This is a genomic window from Corynebacterium sp. HMSC06C06 (genome assembly GCF_001807295.1).
Classification (GTDB): Bacteria; Actinomycetota; Actinomycetes; order Mycobacteriales; family Mycobacteriaceae; genus Corynebacterium; species Corynebacterium striatum.
The window spans coordinates 43,766-60,943 of record NZ_KV788480.1; the positions used below are offsets into that span (position 1 = coordinate 43,766).

Annotated in this window: 14 protein-coding genes and 1 tRNA gene; 5 read left to right on the forward strand and 10 right to left on the reverse strand. The window is 60.7% G+C overall.

Annotated features, from left to right (window positions below):
* Positions 1-16: 16 nt before the first annotated feature.
* The 5 genes from HMPREF3153_RS02990 to purD all read right to left on the reverse strand — a co-directional run bounded on the left by HMPREF3153_RS02990 (position 17) and on the right by purD (position 6,692).
* A complete protein-coding gene (locus HMPREF3153_RS02990; protein WP_070419965.1) occupies positions 17-694 on the reverse strand; it encodes a DUF2334 domain-containing protein in 678 nt (225 codons plus the stop codon).
* Positions 695-765: 71 nt separating this feature from the next.
* Complete coding sequence (locus HMPREF3153_RS02995) at positions 766-2,904, reverse strand: S9 family peptidase (RefSeq protein ID WP_046646043.1); 2,139 nt, start codon at positions 2,902-2,904, stop codon at positions 766-768.
* Between the two features lie 86 nt (positions 2,905-2,990).
* On the reverse strand, positions 2,991-3,860 hold the full coding sequence (locus HMPREF3153_RS03000) for a phosphoribosylaminoimidazolesuccinocarboxamide synthase (protein WP_070419966.1): 870 nt from the start codon (positions 3,858-3,860) through the stop codon (positions 2,991-2,993).
* A 21-nt stretch (positions 3,861-3,881) separates the two neighbouring features.
* Positions 3,882-5,321 carry an adenylosuccinate lyase gene (gene purB / locus HMPREF3153_RS03005; protein WP_070419967.1) on the reverse strand — a complete coding sequence of 480 codons (1,440 nt, stop codon included), beginning with the start codon at positions 5,319-5,321 and terminating at the stop codon, positions 3,882-3,884.
* Positions 5,322-5,393: 72 nt separating this feature from the next.
* Positions 5,394-6,692 (reverse strand): phosphoribosylamine--glycine ligase, encoded by a 1,299-nt coding sequence (gene purD, locus HMPREF3153_RS03010; RefSeq protein ID WP_049151437.1) that lies wholly within the window; start codon positions 6,690-6,692, stop codon positions 5,394-5,396.
* 34 nt (positions 6,693-6,726) lie between these two features.
* Here purD and HMPREF3153_RS03015 point away from each other — a divergent pair, with 34 nt between their 5' ends.
* A complete protein-coding gene (locus HMPREF3153_RS03015) occupies positions 6,727-7,149 on the forward strand; it encodes an HIT family protein (protein WP_005531319.1) in 423 nt (140 codons plus the stop codon).
* On the opposite strand, the gene HMPREF3153_RS03020 is transcribed toward HMPREF3153_RS03015, so the two are convergent.
* Together HMPREF3153_RS03020 and HMPREF3153_RS03025 are read right to left on the reverse strand one after the other, a co-directional pair.
* Entirely contained in the window at positions 7,146-8,504 is a 1,359-nt protein-coding gene (locus HMPREF3153_RS03020) for a sensor histidine kinase (protein WP_100619523.1), read from the reverse strand. The genes HMPREF3153_RS03015 and HMPREF3153_RS03020 overlap by 4 nt on opposite strands.
* Positions 8,505-8,661: 157 nt before the next feature.
* On the reverse strand, positions 8,662-9,366 hold the full coding sequence (locus HMPREF3153_RS03025) for a response regulator transcription factor (RefSeq protein WP_049062732.1): 705 nt from the start codon (positions 9,364-9,366) through the stop codon (positions 8,662-8,664).
* A gap of 207 nt (positions 9,367-9,573) precedes the next feature.
* Between HMPREF3153_RS03025 and HMPREF3153_RS03030 the strand changes: the two genes are divergently transcribed.
* Complete coding sequence (locus tag HMPREF3153_RS03030; protein WP_083280930.1) at positions 9,574-10,923, forward strand: MFS transporter; 1,350 nt, start codon at positions 9,574-9,576, stop codon at positions 10,921-10,923.
* A 58-nt stretch (positions 10,924-10,981) separates the two neighbouring features.
* Here HMPREF3153_RS03030 and HMPREF3153_RS03035 read toward each other — a convergent pair whose 3' ends face one another.
* On the reverse strand, positions 10,982-12,718 hold the full coding sequence (locus HMPREF3153_RS03035; protein ID WP_046646045.1) for a pyruvate dehydrogenase: 1,737 nt from the start codon (positions 12,716-12,718) through the stop codon (positions 10,982-10,984).
* Between the two features lie 201 nt (positions 12,719-12,919).
* Here HMPREF3153_RS03035 and HMPREF3153_RS03040 point away from each other — a divergent pair, with 201 nt between their 5' ends.
* Both HMPREF3153_RS03040 and HMPREF3153_RS03045 read left to right on the forward strand, forming a co-directional pair.
* Positions 12,920-14,407 (forward strand): MFS transporter, encoded by a 1,488-nt coding sequence (locus HMPREF3153_RS03040; protein WP_070419968.1) that lies wholly within the window; start codon positions 12,920-12,922, stop codon positions 14,405-14,407.
* On the forward strand, positions 14,394-14,945 hold the full coding sequence (locus HMPREF3153_RS03045; protein WP_005531306.1) for a TetR/AcrR family transcriptional regulator: 552 nt from the start codon (positions 14,394-14,396) through the stop codon (positions 14,943-14,945). Before HMPREF3153_RS03040 ends, HMPREF3153_RS03045 begins: the two co-directional genes overlap by 14 nt.
* Here the strand turns inward: HMPREF3153_RS03045 and HMPREF3153_RS03050 are convergent.
* A tRNA-Thr gene (locus HMPREF3153_RS03050) sits at positions 14,945-15,017 on the reverse strand. The genes HMPREF3153_RS03045 and HMPREF3153_RS03050 overlap by 1 nt on opposite strands.
* A 160-nt stretch (positions 15,018-15,177) precedes the next feature.
* Between HMPREF3153_RS03050 and HMPREF3153_RS03055 the strand changes: the two genes are divergently transcribed.
* Positions 15,178-16,911 carry a threonine/serine exporter ThrE gene (locus HMPREF3153_RS03055; RefSeq protein ID WP_083280931.1) on the forward strand — a complete coding sequence of 578 codons (1,734 nt, stop codon included), beginning with the start codon at positions 15,178-15,180 and terminating at the stop codon, positions 16,909-16,911.
* A 35-nt stretch (positions 16,912-16,946) separates the two neighbouring features.
* Here HMPREF3153_RS03055 and HMPREF3153_RS12835 read toward each other — a convergent pair.
* The coding region (locus tag HMPREF3153_RS12835; RefSeq protein WP_210385542.1) for an IS30 family transposase at positions 16,947-17,178 on the reverse strand (232 nt) is incomplete at its 5' end.

Here is a 17,178-nt window from a genome sequence, read left to right on the forward strand (position 1 = left end):
GGAGGCTTCCGCCGCGCTAGAGGTACACCCCGTAATCGACTGGCTGCGCGCCCGCAGTCGCAGCCCGCTCCACAGCCTTAAGGAAGTCCGCGGTGACCTTGCGATCATGCAGATTGCGCCCGGAAATCGACAGACGCACCGTATTGCCACGCAGGGCAGAGCGCTCAGCCGCACGAATGATGTTGCGGCGCCACCACTTCGCCGCACCGAACCCCTCGCCAAAGGAAAGGTTGCGGGACTGGTGAAATTTGCCAGAGCGTAACTCGTGGATTCCGCGGGTGGACGCCGCAGCACTAAAGGAGAAGTTAGGCAGGACCTCAAGCGTGCCGGGCGACATACGCCAACGCGGTGGTGCGAAGATGGTGGGTTCAAAGCCCAGCTTGGCCATCTGACGGGTAGCGCCCTTGAGACGCAAGTTGGCCTCATGGGAGTCAAGGTTGGCGAATTCCGCGCGGCGGCCCTGGACGGCTTGGTCGAAACCGTTGAGTATGAGCACGCGGCCCATTTCCTCTTGTTCTTTGAGCCAGCCCAAGGTCTTCTCATCCTTGGCCAGGTGCCAATTGCCGTCGATATGTGGTGCAACGAGCAAAGAGACCGGGATTTCTTCCCGGTCTAGCTCTTTGATGAGGTTACTAGCTTGTTTCCGAGTGTCGTCGAAAATACTGGAAATCGAAACTAGGAGGTGGCCGTGCATAAGGGCAATTATCGCACAGCCTTTGTCCGCCCGCGCGCTGAGGAGGCACGGGCGAACGCTGTTGGTGGCGCCTAGGCCAATAAACCAGTGGCTTTGTTGATGGTCCAGGCGTATTCGAAGGCGTTCTGGCGCCACTTGTCGTAGCGGCCGGAAACGCCCCCGTGGCCCGCGACCATTTCGGTCTTGAGCAGGAACTCACCACCAGTGGCGGTTGCGCGGAGCTTGGCAATCCACTTGGCCGGTTCCACGTAGAGCACACGCGTATCGTTCAGCGAGGTAATCGCCAGGATATCCGGGTAGTCCTTTGCCTCGACGTTTTCATATGGTGCATAGGACTTCATGTAGTCGTAAACCTCTGGATCATGGTACGGATCGCCCCACTCTTCCCACTCGATGACGGTCAAAGGTAACTCCGGCTTGAGGATTGAGGTCAACGGATCCACGAAAGGTACGGATGCCTGAATCGCGGCGAAGCGGTCAGGGGCCATGTTGGCCACGGCACCCATGAGCAGGCCGCCGGCAGAGCCGCCTTCAGCGACCAATTGGGAAGACGTGGTCACGCCACGGGCAATGAGATCATCGGCCACGGCAATGAAGTCGGTAAAGGTGTTTTTCTTAGATAAAAGCTTGCCCTCGTCATACCACGGGCGGCCCATCTCCCCACCGCCGCGCACGTGCGCGATGGCGTAGATCATGCCGCGGTCCATGAGAGACAACCGGAAGACGGAGAAATACGGGTCCAGGCTGGTCTCATAAGAGCCGTAGCCATACAGCAGCGTGGGGTTGGTCTTGGTGCTTTCCAGGTCAGCGCGGTGAACGATGGAGACGGGAATCTTGGTGCCATCTGGCGCGTCGGACCACATGCGGTAGGCCACGTAGTCATCAGGGTTGTAACCGCCGGGCACTTCCTGCTCCTTGAGCAGCGTATACTCGCCGGTCTCGACACGATAATCAAAGAGCTGGCTCGGCTGGATGAAGGAGGTGTAACTCACCCGCAGAACCGGCGCATCCCACTCTGGGTTGCCGCCGACGCCCACGGTGTAGAGTTCCTCACCAAAGTGTAGCTCCTTGAACTCGGACCAACCATGGCGTACATCCATGATTGCGGCGCGGCCGATACCGCCGCGGCGGTATCCCACCACTATCTGATCGCGGTAGGTGTCCGCGCCCTCGAGGCGCACGTCGTTGCGATGCGGAATCATGACCTCCAGCTCGCGCAGCGGTGGCAAAGCAGAACCGGCTTCAGCACCAGGCACAACAAGCGGCACCCGCGCCAACGTGAAGTTCGGGCCATCGGCGTTGTGGGTGACGATCCAGTACTCCTCGCCAGCGACCTCGGCGTAGTCGACGTCGTAGTCCACGCCTGCCTCACGCTCCCAGAGCACCCGGAATTCGCCTTCGGGGTTCTCGCGGTCGAGCACCCAGGTCTCCGAGGTCAGCTTCGACCCGATGACGATGAACAGGTACTTCTCGCTGCGAATACTGCCGACGCCGATATTGAAGTGCTCGTCGGCTTCATGCATGACCTGCACGTCTTCGGACTGCTCGGTTCCCACCTTGTGGCGCCAGACGGTATCTGGGCGCCAGGCATCATCGACCGTGGTGTAAAAGATGTAGTCATCACCCACCCAGGTCGCACCGTAGAAGATGCCTTCGAGGCGGTCGGAGAGCAGCTCGCCGGTACGCAAGTCCTTGATGACCAGAGAAAAACGCTCGTCGCCAGCGGTATCTACGGAATAAGCCAGCAGGTTGCCGGAGTCAGAGACGGTGGAGGCACCCATCGCGAAGAATTCGGTGCCTTCTGCTAGCTCGTTGGCATCTAAGAGGATTTCCTCGCCCTCAGGCGCGCCTTCCTCTGGAATAACGGGAGCGGTCCACGGGTCAGCACCTTCGGCCACCGGAACGCGGCAGCTAATGCCATAGTTCTTGCCCTCGACAGAGCGGCCGTAATACCAGTACTGGCCCCTGCGCGAAGGCACGGACATGTCCGTTTCCTTCACGCGCGACTTTACTTCCTGGAAGATGTTCTCAGTCAGCTCTTTAAGATGCGCAGTCTCCTGCTCAGTATAAGCATTCTCCGCGCGCAGATAATCGAGCGTTTCTGCGGATTCTTTATTCCGCATCCACTCGTAATCATCCACGAACGTACGTCCATGAAAATCGCGGGCGATGGGGTGTTTTGCGGCAATCGGCGGGGTCAATTCAGTCATGCCGCCCCACTTTACGCAATCTGCGGCTAGAAGAAACCTTTGATAAGCCCCTTGTAGCGAAAGACCACGAGCGTTGCCATTAGGCCTTAGAAGGAGTTTCCCGAAAGACGCTCATAAGCCTCAACGTAGCGAGCACGGGTGGCCTCGACGACGTCGTCAGGCAGGTGCGGCGGTGTGGTGTCAGCAGCCTGATCCCAACCGGACTCCGGGGAGGTCAGCCAGTTACGCACGTACTGCTTGTCAAAGGAAGGCTGAACCTTGCCCTCTTCATACGTATCGGCCGGCCAGTAACGGGAGGAATCCGGGGTCAGCACCTCGTCTGCGAGGATGAGGGTGCCGTTTTCATCCAGGCCGAACTCGAACTTGGTATCGGCCAGGATGATGCCTTTTTCCTCCGCGATGCGGGCGGCCTCGGAGTAGATGCGCAGGGTGGCGTCGCGCAGCTCCTCAGCACGCTCTTTGCCCAGCTTGGCGACGACCGCGTCAAAGGACACGTTCTCATCATGCTCGCCCTGCTCCGCCTTGGTGGCCGGCGTGAAGATCGGCTCTGGCAAGCGGGAGGCCTCGCTAAGGCCTTCGGGCAGCTCGATGCCGCAGACGGTGCCGCTCTCCTGATATTCCTTAAGTCCCGAGCCGGTGAGGTAGCCGCGCGCGACGCACTCGAAAGGCAGCATGTCGAGCTTTTTGACCACCATTGCACGGCCCAAGACCTCTTCTGGGATGCGCTCGTCATCAAGCGGACCCGCCAGGTGGTTGGGGAAGTCAATGACGTCGAAGAAGAACTTCGACGTCGCGGTCAGAACACGACCCTTGTCCGGGATAGCCGGGTCCAGGGAGTGGTCGTAGGCCGAGATGCGGTCGGAGACGACCATCAACAAGGTATTTTCATCGACATCATAGATGTCGCGAACCTTGCCTGATGCAAGGTGCTTATAAGAAGAAAGTTCTGGGCGCATGAGTCTTATCCTAATTCGCTTTTAGAGAATCTCGCCTGGGGTATAAGCGGCCGCTTTCGGGTGCTCGCTGACCAGGTTGTTGATGCGGGTGAGAACCTGATTAACCTGGGACTCAGCAGCGCCAATGAAAGCGTGCTTGTCAGCCAATGCGGCCTCAAGATCCGCTGCGTTCATCGGCAGACGTTCATCGGCTGCAAGGCGCTCGACCAAGTCCTGATCACCGCCGTTTTCGCGCATATTGAGTGCAACTGCCACGGCATTTTCCTTGATGACCTCGTGTGCGGTCTCGCGGCCCACACCAGCGCGCACGGCGGCCATGAGGATGCGGGTGGTGGCCAGGAACGGCAGGTAGCGCTCGAGCTCGCGGTCGATCATCGCAGGGAAGGCACCGAACTCGTCCAGGACGGTCAGGAAGGTCTCAAACTGGCCATCGAGAGCGAAGAACGCATCCGGAAGTGCCACGCGGCGAACCACGGAGCAGAACACGTCACCCTCGTTCCACTGCTGGCCAGACAGATCGGCCACCATGGTCAGGTAGCCGCGCAGGATGACCTGGAAACCGCACACGCGCTCACAAGAACGAGCATTCATCTTGTGCGGCATTGCAGAAGAGCCAACCTGGCCTTCCTTGAAGCCCTCGGTCACGGTCTCGTTGCCGGCCATGAGGCGGATGGTGGTAGCCAGCGAGGACGGACCAGCGCCGAGCTCCACCAGAGCCGAAACTGCGTCAAAGTCGAGGGAGCGTGGGTAGACCTGGCCCACGGAGTTGAAGATGCGGTGGAAGCCCAGGTGATCCGCAATTGCGGTCTCCAGGGAAGCAAGCTTGTCCTCGGAACCGCCCATCAGGTCGAGCATGTCCTGGGAGGTGCCCATCGGGCCCTTGATGCCGCGCAGCGGGTATCGCGCGAGCAGGGACTCCACGCGCTCGATGCCCAGCAGCATTTCATCAGCTGCGGAAGCAAAGCGCTTGCCCAAGGTGGTGGCCTGGGCGGCAACGTTGTGCGAACGACCTGCCATCACTAGCGTCCGGTAATCGGCGGCGTGCTTGCCGATGCGCGCAAGCACAGCAATGGCTTTATCACGGATGAGGCGCAGGGAGGAGTGAATCTGCAGCTGCTCGACGTTCTCCGTGAGGTCGCGGCTGGTCATGCCCTTGTGGATGTGCTCGTAGCCAGCTAGCGCGTTGAACTCCTCGATACGGGCCTTGACGTCGTGGCGCGTGACGCGCTCGCGAGCGGCAATGGACTCGAGGTCAACCTGGTCAATCACGGACTCGTATGCCGAGATAGCTTCGGCGGGGATATCTACTCCCAGATCCTTCTGCGCGCGCATGACAGCGATCCACAGCTGGCGCTCCAAGATGATCTTGTGCTCCGGGCTCCAAATGTTGGACAACTCAGCGGAAGCATAACGAGAGGACAGGACGTTGGAAATGTTCTTCTTATCAGCCACGGGAAACATTATTCCACGTATAAAGCCCAGCCTGAACCTTTTGGAAGCAAGCTGGGCTATACGGGGGTGCGTTAGAACAAGCTAGATAGAAATCTCGCCGTCTTCGGCACGCTTTCCGATGTCGCGACGGTAGAAGCTGCCTTCCAGTTTGAGGCCTTCTAGCACCTCGTAGGCGGCAGCTCGTGCCTCGGCGAGCGTGGCGCCCTGGCCCAAGACATTGAGCACGCGGCCGCCGTTGGAGATGACATCGACTTCCTCTTCAACACCTGGCGAGCCTTCGGCTTGCGAGGTGCCCGCGTGGAGAACCTTGTTCGGGTCATCCAGACCTGGGCCAGTGATGACGTCGCCCTTGCGTGGGGAGGCCGGGTAGCCCTCTGCTGCCAGGACGACGGTAACGGCGTAGCCGTCCTTCCACTTCAGCTCGTCCAGCTCCGCGAGCGTGCCAGTAGCGGTGGCGTTCAGCGCCTCCGCCAACGGGGACTCCAACATGGACAAAACAGCCTGGGTTTCTGGGTCGCCGAAGCGGCAGTTGAACTCAACGACGGCAATGCCTTCCTTGCCCCACGCCAGACCGGCGTAAAGCAAGCCCGAGTACGGGTTGCCGCGCTTGACCATTTCTGCGGCAACCGGCTTGCACACTTCATCCACGATGCGCTGCACGCCGTCGGCAGGCAGCCACGGCAACGGGGTGTACGCCCCCATGCCGCCGGTATTGGGACCCTCGTCATTGTCGTAGGCACGCTTGTGGTCCTGTGCCGGCAGCAGCGGGACAACGGTCTCGCCGTCGACCAAGCAGAACAGGGAAACTTCTGGGCCATCGAGGAAAGATTCGAGCAGGACCGGGTTTCCTGCCGCGTGAACCTCGTTCACGTGCTCTTTGGCAGCAGCGCGATCATCGGTGACCACAACACCCTTGCCGCCAGCAAGTCCATCATCCTTGACCACGAAGTGCGGGCCGAAGCGGTCGAGTGCTGCCTCGATCTCGGCATCGGAAGTGCCCGGCACGAGCTGCTCCGCACGCGCCGTCTTCACGCCAGCTGCATTCATGATGTCCTTGGCAAAAGCCTTGGACCCCTCGATCTGAGCTGCGGACTTGTTGGGGCCAAACACGGCGATGCCGTTGGCACGCAGCTCGTCGGCAACGCCGGCCACAAGCGGCACCTCGGGGCCGACGACGACGAGCTCAGCGTCAATCTTCTTCGCCAGCTGAAGCATCTGAGCTGGGTCATCAACCTTGGAGTACGCAGGGTGCACGGTGGCCAAGTCCGCGAAATTAGGCGAGCCAGGGGCAACGTGAAGTTCGGTGGTCAGTGGATCTGCCTTGAGACCTTTGAGCAGGGCGTGTTCGCGGCCGCCCGAGCCAATTACGAGAATGCGCATGCCGCCTATCTTAACTGGCGGTAGCCTAGTCACCATGTCTTCTGTATTTACCAAGATTATTAATGGCGAGCTGCCAGGCCGCTTTGTCTACCGCGATGAAACCTGCGTGGCTTTTTTGTCCATCGAACCGCTGCGCTACGGCCACACCCTCGTGGTACCAGTCGAGGAAGTAGATAAGTGGACTGACCTTGACCCAGCTACGTGGGCGCACCTCAATGCGGTGGCACTGGAAATTGGCGCTGCTATCAAGACCGCCTTTGACACCCCACGCACCGGCTACATCATCGCGGGCTTCGATGTGCCACACACCCACATCCACCTCTTCCCCACCGAGAAGATGGAGGAGTATGACTTCGCCAAGGCTTATGCCGCCGACGCCACCGACCCGGCCGCCATGGATGAGGCAGCAGCCCGCATCCGTCAGCACCTCGGCACTGACGAGGAAGGCCGCCGCTAGGCAGCCAGCGCGGGCAGGCGCAACGTAAACGTTGAGCCTTCGCCCAGCGCAGACTCCACAGAGATCCTGCCTCCGTGTTGTTCCACAAGGGACTTCACAATGGCCAGGCCTAAACCGGAGCCGCCTGTATCGCGGGTACGCGAGGTATCCGCGCGGTAGAAGCGTTCAAAGATGTGGCTGGCATCCTCGGGGGTCATGCCCTTGCCGTCATCCGCGACGTCGATAAGCACATCAGTGCCCTTCTCCCCCGCTTCCTCGCGGATGGTGAGCTTGACCTTCGCTTCCTCGCCACCGTGGCGAAGCGCGTTGGAGACCAGGTTGAGCAGCACCTGGTGCAGACGGTCAGGATCACCCTTAACCAGCGGGATATCGGCGGCCTCATTGACCACATCGATCTGGCGACCAGGGAAGGCCGCGCGGGCCGAAGAACCAGCTGAGAGCACTAGCTCAAGCATATCCACGGTGCCCATGTCTAGGCGCGAACCCTCCGCGCGGGTCAACGCGAGGAGATCCTCAACCAGCAGGGACATGCGCTTGGACTCATCATCAATCTTCGAAAAGACCATGTCCACGTCCTGCGTGGCGCCGGAGCGATACAACTCGGTGTAGCCACGCAAACTGGTAAGCGGGGTGCGCAACTCGTGGGAGGCATCGCCCACGAAGCGGCGCATCTGTTCCTCTTTCTCCTGCGCCTGCACCACGGAACGCTGCAGCTGCCCCAGCATGATGTTGAGGGCGGCCGAAAGCTGGCCCACCTCGGTGTGTAGCGGCCAATCCGGGACACGCTTGTCGAGGTCTCCCGCCGCAATCTGCGAGGCAGTTTTCTCCACCACTCGCAATGGGCGCAGCGCGCGGCGGATGAACCACATACCGACAACAGCGATGATGCCCATGACCACCGCTGTAATGATGATCTGCACGATCGCGAGACCGCGCAGCATGATCGTCTCACGGGTCAGGTCTTTGGCCACGATGGTGACCGTGCCGTTTTGCTTGATGGCCACGGCACGCCACTTGGTTTCAGAATCTCCCACTGAATTGATGGTTGCCGGCTCGTCATCGATATAGAGCTTCTTGGCGTCCGGCATGCTGGCATTGGGGCCGGTGTAGAGAATGGTTCCGTCCGGCAGATAGGACAAAACAACGTATTCCGTCGGTGGACGCCGGGAGTAGTCGCCCGCGTAGGAATCGTTGCTCAGGTTGCGAACCCAGCCATTGGTGGCCTCTTTGAGCTGCTCGTCCACGTTCGCGTACATGACGTCAGTCATGATCGAGGAAACAGCCAACGAGGAACCGGCAAGACCCAGACCAGAGACCAAGACCATGAGCACGAGCAACCAAGTGCGCAAAGGCATCGCCTTGGGTCGCTGCACGCGGCGTCGCTTAGCAGGCTCGCCGACGGGAACCGCAGCGCCCGTAGCTACCACCGGTTCAGGCGAATCAAGCGGTACCTTTGGTGCCGCGGAATCAGAAGTGCTCATTAGGTTTTAGTTTCTCGGACTTTGAGGACGCTTAGGAGCGCGGCATACGCAGCACATAGCCGACACCGCGGACGGTGTGGATGAGCTGGGTATCCCCGGTATCGATCTTGCGGCGCAGGTAGGAAATATAAGATTCGACGACGTTGCCGTCACCACCGAAGTCGTAGTGCCACACGTTGTCCAGAATCTTGGACTTGGAAAGCACGACTTCCTTGTTCTGCATCAGGTAGCGCAAAAGGTTGAACTCTGTGGGCGAAAGCTCGACGATCTCGCCGCCCTTGGTGACCTCGTGGGTGTCATCGTTGAGGGTCAGATCCGCATAGGAGATGGTGGCGTCATTGTTAACGTCGTCCACGTTGGCGCCGCGGCGCAGGATGACGCGCAGGCGGGTGATGACCTCTTCTAGGCTAAATGGCTTGGTCACATAGTCATCGGCGCCGATGGTCAGGCCGTGGATGCGCTGATCCACGCTGTCCTTGGCGGTCAGGTAAAGGACCGGGCCGTCGAGGCCTTCCTGGCGCAGCTTGCCTAGGAGCTCAAAGCCATCCATGCCGGGCATCATGACGTCCATGATGTAGGCGTCGGGGTTGACTTCGCGGGCCACGCGCAGCGCTTCGGTGCCAGAGTTAGCACTAAATACTTCGAATCCCTGGAACTTCAGGGATACGGTGAGTAACTCCACGATATTTGGCTCATCGTCAACGACGAGGACTTTTACTTCTTTACTTTCGTCCATTGTTTCTTATAACTTCCTTCAGCGGCTGCGTTTGGCAGATGTTGGGAGATTGCGGATTAAATGTTTCTCTCTTGAGCTTCTTTTAGATAATGGCACCTCGTCATCCAAGGGCACTGAAGAGATTCTGGACGCAACCTGTGAACCTCCAGGCTAGCTATTTTCCCTAAGTCAAGCAGAATCCTTTTCTAGGCCTTAGTATTTCGACTTATGACTGACTCCCCGGCCAACTCGCTCGCCTCTCCTAGTACGGGTTTTGATACGCCCACGCGCAAGCGCACAAACATGCGCACGGACAAGGCGACCGTGGCAGCTTGGGCAATGTGGGACTGGGGTTCGGCTGCGTTCAACGCGGTGCTGGTGACCTTCATCTTCTCCGTCTACTTGACCGACTCGGTGGGCAAGCAGATCGATTCCCAGTTCACTCCCGCACAGTGGCTGTCATGGTCCATGACGGTGGCGGGCCTTGTTATCTTTGCGGTCACCCCGGTCATGGGGCAGCGCTCCGACCGGCTGGGCAGGCGCCGCCGCGCGCTGGGCTTTTGGTCGCTTATGACGTTCCTTGCCATGGCGGCACTCGCATTCATCCGCAACGATGCGCCCGTGTACTTCTGGCTGGGTCTGCTGGGCCTCGCGGTGGGCTCAGTGAGCATCCAGTTCGCTGAGGTCAACTACTTCGCGCAGCTCAATCAGGTGGCTGAGGAGGACAAGGTGGGCAGGGTCTCCGGTCTGGGCTGGTCCGCGGGCTATTTTGGCGGCATCGTGCTGCTGCTCATCTGCTACTTCGGGTTCGTGTCCGGGGATGGCGGCGCGCTGGGGCTTTCCACGGAGGGCGGCTTCAACATGCGCATGGTGGCGCTGCTGGCGGCCATCTGGTTTGGTGTGAGCGCCCTGCCAGTGCTGTTTCGTGTTCCGGAAATTACGCCTTCGGGCGATGCGGCCGGCGGCGTGGTGGATTCCTACAAGGAGCTCTTCCGCACGCTGCGGGATCTGTGGCAGGTGGACCGCAATGCGGTCTACTTTCTTTTCGCCTCCGCCATATTCCGCGACGGATTATCCGCGGTGTTTAGTTTTGGTGCCGTGCTCGGCGTATCCGTCTATGGGCTTTTGCCTGGCGACGTCCTCATCTTCGGCGTTGCCGCCAACGTCGCCGCTGCACTGGGTGCGGTGATAGGCGGGCTTATCGACGACCATGTGGGCCCCAAGGCCATCATCGTCACCTGTCTCATCACGCTCACGGCGATGGCCATTGTGATGTATTTTGCTTCGGGCGCCACGGCCTTCTGGATTTGCGGGCTCGTCCTGTGCCTATGTGTGGGCCCGGCGCAGGCTTCGGCCCGTGGCTTCCTCGCCCGCGTTGCCCCTGCGGGCCGCGAGGGCGAGATGTTCGGACTTTATGCCACGACCGGCCGCGCGGTGAGCTGGCTGACTCCCCTGCTCTTCGGCCTGTTTGTGTCGTGGCTCGGCCAAGGCGACCGCGGCGGCGTGCTGGCCATCGGCCTGGTCCTGCTCGTCGGCGCGCTCATCCTCATTCCGGTGCGCGATCCGCACAAAAGCTAGCGAGCCGCTTGGCCGTCCGTAGCGAGCCGCTTGGCCGTCCGTAGCGAGCTTTAGCTCGCTACGGACGCGGGATGTTACGCAGATTGGACTGTGCCAGCTGCAGCATCTGGCCCACGCCGCCGCCGAAGACAGTGCGGGTAGCTGCCTTGGAGAAGCCCAGAAGCTGCTCGAAGGTCAGTGTCGGTGGGATGGACAGTGCGTTCGGGTCGGTGACCATGTCCACCAGAACTGGGCCGTCGAATGCCAGCGCCTCGCGGATCTGCTTGCGGGCCTTCTTTGGGTCCTCGATGCGGATGTGCTTGATGCCCGCAGCCTCAGCAATCGCCGCGTAGTCCACGTGTGCGTGGTCGGTCTCGTGCTCCGGCAGGCCCTGCACCAGCATCTCCAGCTTGACCATACCCAGCGAGGAGTTGTTGAAGACGAAGGTCTTCACCGGCAGGTTGTGCAGCTTCACGGTGAGCAGCTCACCCATGAGCATGGACAGTCCGCCATCGCCAGAGAAGGAAATGACCTGGCGGCCTTCGTTAGCGGCCTGTGCTCCAATGGCCATCGGAAGGGCGTTGGCCATGGTGCCGTGGCGGAAGGAGCCGATCTGCTCGCGCTTGCCATTCGGCGTGATGTAGCGCGCGCCCCAGACGTTGCACATGCCGGTGTCGACGGTGAAGACGGCGTCGTCAGCCGCTTCTTCATCGATGATGTTGGCCACGAACTCTGGGTGGATAGGCTTCATCTTCTCAGCCTTCTTGGTGTAGGCCTCCACCACGTGGTTGAGCTTGTTGTAGTGCTCCTTGAGCATCTTGTCCAGGAAGCGGCGATCCTTCTTCTCATCAATGTGCGGAAGGATGTTCTCGATGGTGGCAGCAACGTCACCGGTGACCGGGTACTTGATCTTGGTACGGCGGCCAATGTGGGAGCCGTCGATGTCGACCTGCGCCACGTTCTCCTTTGGCAGGAAGTCGTTATACGGGAAGTCGGTGCCCAGCAGGATGAGCAGATCGGCCTCGTGGGTGGCGTCGTGAGCCGCGCCGTACCCCAGCAGACCGGACATGCCGACGTCGAACGGGTTGTCGTACTGGATGTACATCTTGCCGCCCAGGGCGTGGCCGATTGGCGCCTTGATCTTCTCAGCCAGAGCCAGCACCTGCTCACGCGCATCCTTGACGCCTGCACCGACGAAGAGCGCCACGGTCTTAGCCTCATTGATGGCCTGAGTCAGGGCTGCAGCCTCGGCTGGGTCTGGGAACACAACCGGGCGGCCGGCGGAGATGGTGGAGCCGGTAAAGGTGTCGTCCCCAGCCTCCTGCGTGGAAACGTCGCCCGGGATGACCAGCACGGATACACCCTTGCCAGCCATGGTGGACTGGATTGCGTGGTGCAGGATAACGCCGCCCTGATCAGCAGAATTGACCATCTCGCAGTAAGCGGAGCACTCGTTGAAGAGCATCTCCGGGTGGGTCTCCTGGAAGAACTTGGAGCCGATCTGGCGGGATGGGATGTGGGAGGCGATGGCTAGGACCTTGGCGCCGTTGCGGTGGGCGTCGTAAAGCCCCTGCACCAAGTGGGTGTTACCAGGGCCGCACGATGCCGCACACACCGCAAGCTTGCCGGTGGTCAGAGAATCTGCCTCAGCGGCGAAGGCTGCGGCTTCCTCGTTGCGGACGTGAACCCAGTCGATCGAGGAGCGGCGGACTGCGTCAACAATAGGGTTCAGGGAGTCACCCACGAGGCCATAAATGCGCTCGACACCCTGCGCCTCGAGAGTTTCTACGAGCTGTTCTGCGTAATTTTTCGCCATATCACTGCTTCTTTCAGAATTAGTCTTAAGGATTTTGTAACTAGAAAGTCTTTAGAAAATCTCCACACCCCAGTGTCCCCGTACAGTCACTGCCATGCCAACAAATTGCTTAAGACTCACGCTCACCCCACTCGAGTGACACGGAGCACACGCCCTTCCACGGGTTTGAAACTGCAATGACCGTTCGGTACAGTTTCACGCATGTTCACACTAGATTCCGAGCACAATCACGCCGCCACCCAATCGACAAAGGCCCAGCGCTGGACGTTCTTCGCTGTGGTCTCGCTCGGCCTGCTCATGATCGGCCTGGATAACTCCATCCTGTACACCGCGCTCCCCGCGCTCTCTGAGCAGCTCCACACCACCTCGACTCAACAGCTGTGGATCATCAACGCTTATGCGCTAGTGCTTGCCGGCCTTCTTTTAGGAACCGGCACCTTGGGTGACCGCATCGGCCACCGCCGCATGTTCGTCATCGGCCTCTTCCTGTTTGGCGGAGCCTCCCTAGCTGCAGCCCTCGCCCCCAGCGCATGGTTCCTCGTCGGCGCCCGCGCGCTGCTCGGACTCGGCGCTGCCGTCATGATGCCCGCGACCCTCGCGCTCATTCGCCTGACCTTCGACGACGAAATCGAGCGCAACACCGCCATCGGCATCTGGGGCTCGGTCGCCGTGGTCGGCGCCGCCGCCGGCCCCACCGTGGGAGGATTCCTGTTGGAGCACTTTTGGTGGGGTTCAGTCTTCCTCCTCAACGTGCCCATCGTCCTCATCGCACTGATCCTGACCTACTTCCTCGCACCACCCAATCAGCCGAATCCCGAGAAACACTGGGACTTCATCTCCTCGCTCTTCGCCCTGGTGACGCTGTCCTCGCTGGTGCTTTCCATCAAGTCCTTCGCGGGCTCCCAGTTCAGTCTCGCCGGTGGCGCGCTGCTGGTCTTCCTCGTCGGCACATTCCTCTTTGCCCGCCGCCAGAACCAGCTCACGGACCCACTGCTGACCTTCGACATCTTCCGCTCCCCCGTCTTTACCGGCGGCGTCATCACCGCGGGCGGCGCCATGTTTGGCATGTCCGGCTTGGAGATGCTCACTACCCAGAAGCTGCAGCTTGTCGACGGCTTCTCGCCCCTCCACGCCGGCCTGACCATCTCCGCGGTGGCCATCGCCGCACTCCCGATGTCCACGCTGGGCGGTGCTAACCTGCACCGCTGGGGTTTTCTGCCCATCATCGCGGGCGGTTTCCTGTGCATGGGGGCCGGCATCGGCATCGCAATGTGGGCCGGCCACCACGGCATCTTCTGGCTCTTCGTCGCGGGCATGCTCACGATGGGTATTGGCGCGGGCTTGACGATGTCCGTGTCCTCCACGGCCATCATCGGCGCGGCACCGGCGCACCGCTCCGGCATGGCCGCGGGCGTGGAGGAGGTCTCCTACGAGTTCGGCACGTTGCTGTCCATCGCAATCACGGGATCCATCCTCCCGTTGCTCTACGCCCGCAACCTCCCCGAAGGCATCTCAGGCATGCAGGCGCTTTACGACGCCGCGACCCACGACACCGCCGCCAGCGCCTACAACGAGGCCTACCTCACCACCTTGGGCGGGCTCATGGCCTTTATGCTGGTTCTAGCCGCAGTAACCGGCTGGTGCTTCAAGCACAACCCCAAGTCTGGAGGCAATAATGCCGCGCATTAGCAAGAAGACCGAGGCCCTCGAGGCCGCCCTCGCCATCATCGAGGCGGAGGGCGTGCACGCCGTGACTTACGACGCCCTCGCCACCGCCACCGGCATCTCCAAGTCGGGGCTCATCTACCACTTCCCCTCCCGGCACGCGCTGCTGGTGGACTGCCACCGCTTCTGCGCGCAGCGTTGGGAGGACGAGCTGGAGGCGCTGGCTGGTGGCAAGAAGGCGGAGGAGCTCAGTGAGAAGGAGCGCTACCGGGCACTCATCTTGTCCTTGGGCAAGAACGATCCGCTCATCGAGCTGCTGATGAGCATTCACTCACAGCAACACGCGGACTTCATGGAGCAATGGAGTGGCGTCGACAAGCGCTGGATGCCCGACCCAGCCGGAAATAACCTCAGCCCGCTCATCGTAACGCTGTTGGGCAACGGCTTGTGGGTGCATGACCACCTGACCGAGCGCAAGATTCCGGCGACTTCACGCAAAAAAATAGTGGAGCTCCTCCTGGCGTTCTTGGACACCGGGGAGCTCCACGTAAAGCAGTCTTGAGCTGGAGACGAGACTTGAACTCGCAACCTACGCATTACAAGTGCGTTGCGCTACCGATTGCGCCACTCCAGCACCGCGGTTAATACCGCTGCGAAGAATCGTACCTGAGCACCGCGCCCTAGAAAAATGCTGGGGTGGCCTGTGCGCACGCGAGTCATAACAGTTAGAGTGCAGGAATAGTCTCCGCGCAAGTTTTGGTCATTTCTAGGGTTCGTGTTTAAGGGTTAGTTGGGTGTCTTTCTTTTCCGCATGGAGAGAGCGTTTTAGTGCCTCTTCCGGCTACGTTGCCACGATCGACGCGGCTAAGGCCGCGCCGCCACCATCGCCGCTGGCGCCGGTTGACCTGACCGATGCCGCCCAAGTCACGGGCGTCATGGAGATCGCGGCCCGCGTGGGTGAAATCCTCATCAGCGCTGGCACCGCGAACTCAGACGCGAAGGCGCAGATTCACCTCGTGGCGTCGTCTTATGGTCTGCACTACTGCCACGTGGACATCATGATGAATACGATCACGATCCACACTGCAATTGGCACCGGCGCCAACCGCCGCAATCTCCACGTCTTCCGCGTGGCACCGGCTATTACCGTGGACTTTTCCAAGCTCTCTGCTGTGGACCGCCTGATCTACTCCATCCGTTCGGGCGCCACCCCGCCGGCGATGGCTGAGCGCGTCCTCGATGAGATCAACAACATGAAGGCGCCTTATCGCACCTCCACCGTTCTGGCGGGCTGGGGCGTTATGGGCGGTTCCTTCGCGGTCATGCTGGGCGGCGATGCCTTGGTTGGCGTCGTGGCGTTTTTCGTCTCTTTGCTCATCATGGGTGTGAACACGTGGGCCGCGAAGTTCCGAGTGCCGCCGTTCTACCAGAACATTATTGGCGGATTCTTGGCCGTCGTGCCTGCGGCAATCCTCTACAACTTGGCTGCGGGCATGGGCATTACGTTCTCGCCTTCGCAGATTATTGGTTCGGGAATCATCGTCCTCGTCGCTGGCCTCACGCTGGTGCAATGCTTGGTTGACGGCATCACCCGCGCACCGGTGACCTCGGCGGCTCGCTTCTTTGAGGCAATGCTGGCCACGGGCGCTATCATCGCCGGCGTTGGCGTTGGTATTCAGTTCTCGGACTGGATGGGCTTTACGCTGCCGCCGCTGGCGACGCTCGCGCCGCCGGTCTACCACCAGGTTCCGCTGCTCATTCTGTTCGGCAGCATCGGTTCGGTGGCCTTTGCACTGGCTTGTGGCGCCTCGTGGATTGAGGTCACCATCTCTGGTCTGACGGCCGGCGCCGGTATGCTCTTCTACTACTTTGTGGTCATTCCATTTGGCGTGGGCGCTGTGGTGGCCAGCGGCATTTCCGCAGTGGCTGTGGGCCTGGCCGGTGGCTTGCTCTCCCGCCGGTGGATGATGCCGCCGCTTATCACGATGATCGTGGGCTATACCCCGATGCTGCCGGGTCTGACCTTGTACCGCGGCATGTACGCCTCGCTGAATGAGCAAATGATTGTGGGCTTTACCAACCTTGCCCGCGCTATTGCCATCGCTGGTGCGCTGGCTGCTGGCGTTGTGCTGGGCGAGCGCGTGGCCCGCCGCCTGCGTCGCCCGCAGTACTTCCGTCCTTATGCCACCATCAAACGCGTGGGCCACTTCTCCTTCCACCAGGCCAGCCGCCTAGCTGCCCGCAAGCCACGCATTCCGCGCGTGCCGCTTTCCCCCTTCGCCCCCAAGGTCAACCGCCCCGTCCTGCCTCCGAAGCTGGGGCCCAAGCCGCCGATGCCTGCCCAGCAGGTACGCATGCTCCAAGACCAAGCCATCGGCGAGGACTGGAAGGAAGAATGGGAGTCCATCACCGAGATGTGGCCGGTTACCACGCAGTGGGAGGCCCAACCGCAAGACGGTGGGAGCGCACAACCCGCTGCAGACGGCGCCGAAGATGCGGCCGAAACCGCCCCAGATGCCAAATCGTGAGCAAAAAAGTTCGGCGGTTTCAAGTGGTGGATGCATCACTTGAATAGTTCTTGTATCTTCTCTTCTGGTTTATACCAGTTGAGGACTTTTCTGGGGCGCCCGTTGAGAAGGTCTTGAATGTGTTGGACATCCTTGTCGGTCAGGGCACTAAAGTCGCTTCCTTCGGGCAGGAAGTCTCTGACTAGCCCGTTGGTGTTTTCGTTGGTAGGACGTTGCCACGGCGAGTGTGGATCGGGCCCGACCCCCGGAAAGTGGACACATCGGGGG

Coding starts and splice junctions, on each gene's coding strand:
- purD (WP_049151437.1), bottom strand. CDS start 6,692: ATGCGCATTCTCGTAATTGGCTCGGGCGGCCGCGAACACGCCCTGCTC.
- HMPREF3153_RS03020 (WP_100619523.1), bottom strand. CDS start 8,504: ATGCCTTTGCGCACTTGGTTGCTCGTGCTCATGGTCTTGGTCTCTGGT.
- HMPREF3153_RS03030 (WP_083280930.1), top strand. CDS start 9,574: ATGACTGACTCCCCGGCCAACTCGCTCGCCTCTCCTAGTACGGGTTTT.
- HMPREF3153_RS03015 (WP_005531319.1), top strand. CDS start 6,727: ATGTCTTCTGTATTTACCAAGATTATTAATGGCGAGCTGCCAGGCCGC.
- HMPREF3153_RS02990 (WP_070419965.1), bottom strand. CDS start 694: ATGCACGGCCACCTCCTAGTTTCGATTTCCAGTATTTTCGACGACACT.
- HMPREF3153_RS03025 (WP_049062732.1), bottom strand. CDS start 9,366: ATGGACGAAAGTAAAGAAGTAAAAGTCCTCGTCGTTGACGATGAGCCA.
- HMPREF3153_RS03040 (WP_070419968.1), top strand. CDS start 12,920: ATGTTCACACTAGATTCCGAGCACAATCACGCCGCCACCCAATCGACA.
- HMPREF3153_RS03035 (WP_046646045.1), bottom strand. CDS start 12,718: ATGGCGAAAAATTACGCAGAACAGCTCGTAGAAACTCTCGAGGCGCAG.
- HMPREF3153_RS02995 (WP_046646043.1), bottom strand. CDS start 2,904: ATGACTGAATTGACCCCGCCGATTGCCGCAAAACACCCCATCGCCCGC.
- purB (WP_070419967.1), bottom strand. CDS start 5,321: ATGTTTCCCGTGGCTGATAAGAAGAACATTTCCAACGTCCTGTCCTCT.
- HMPREF3153_RS03045 (WP_005531306.1), top strand. CDS start 14,394: ATGCCGCGCATTAGCAAGAAGACCGAGGCCCTCGAGGCCGCCCTCGCC.
- HMPREF3153_RS03000 (WP_070419966.1), bottom strand. CDS start 3,860: ATGCGCCCAGAACTTTCTTCTTATAAGCACCTTGCATCAGGCAAGGTT.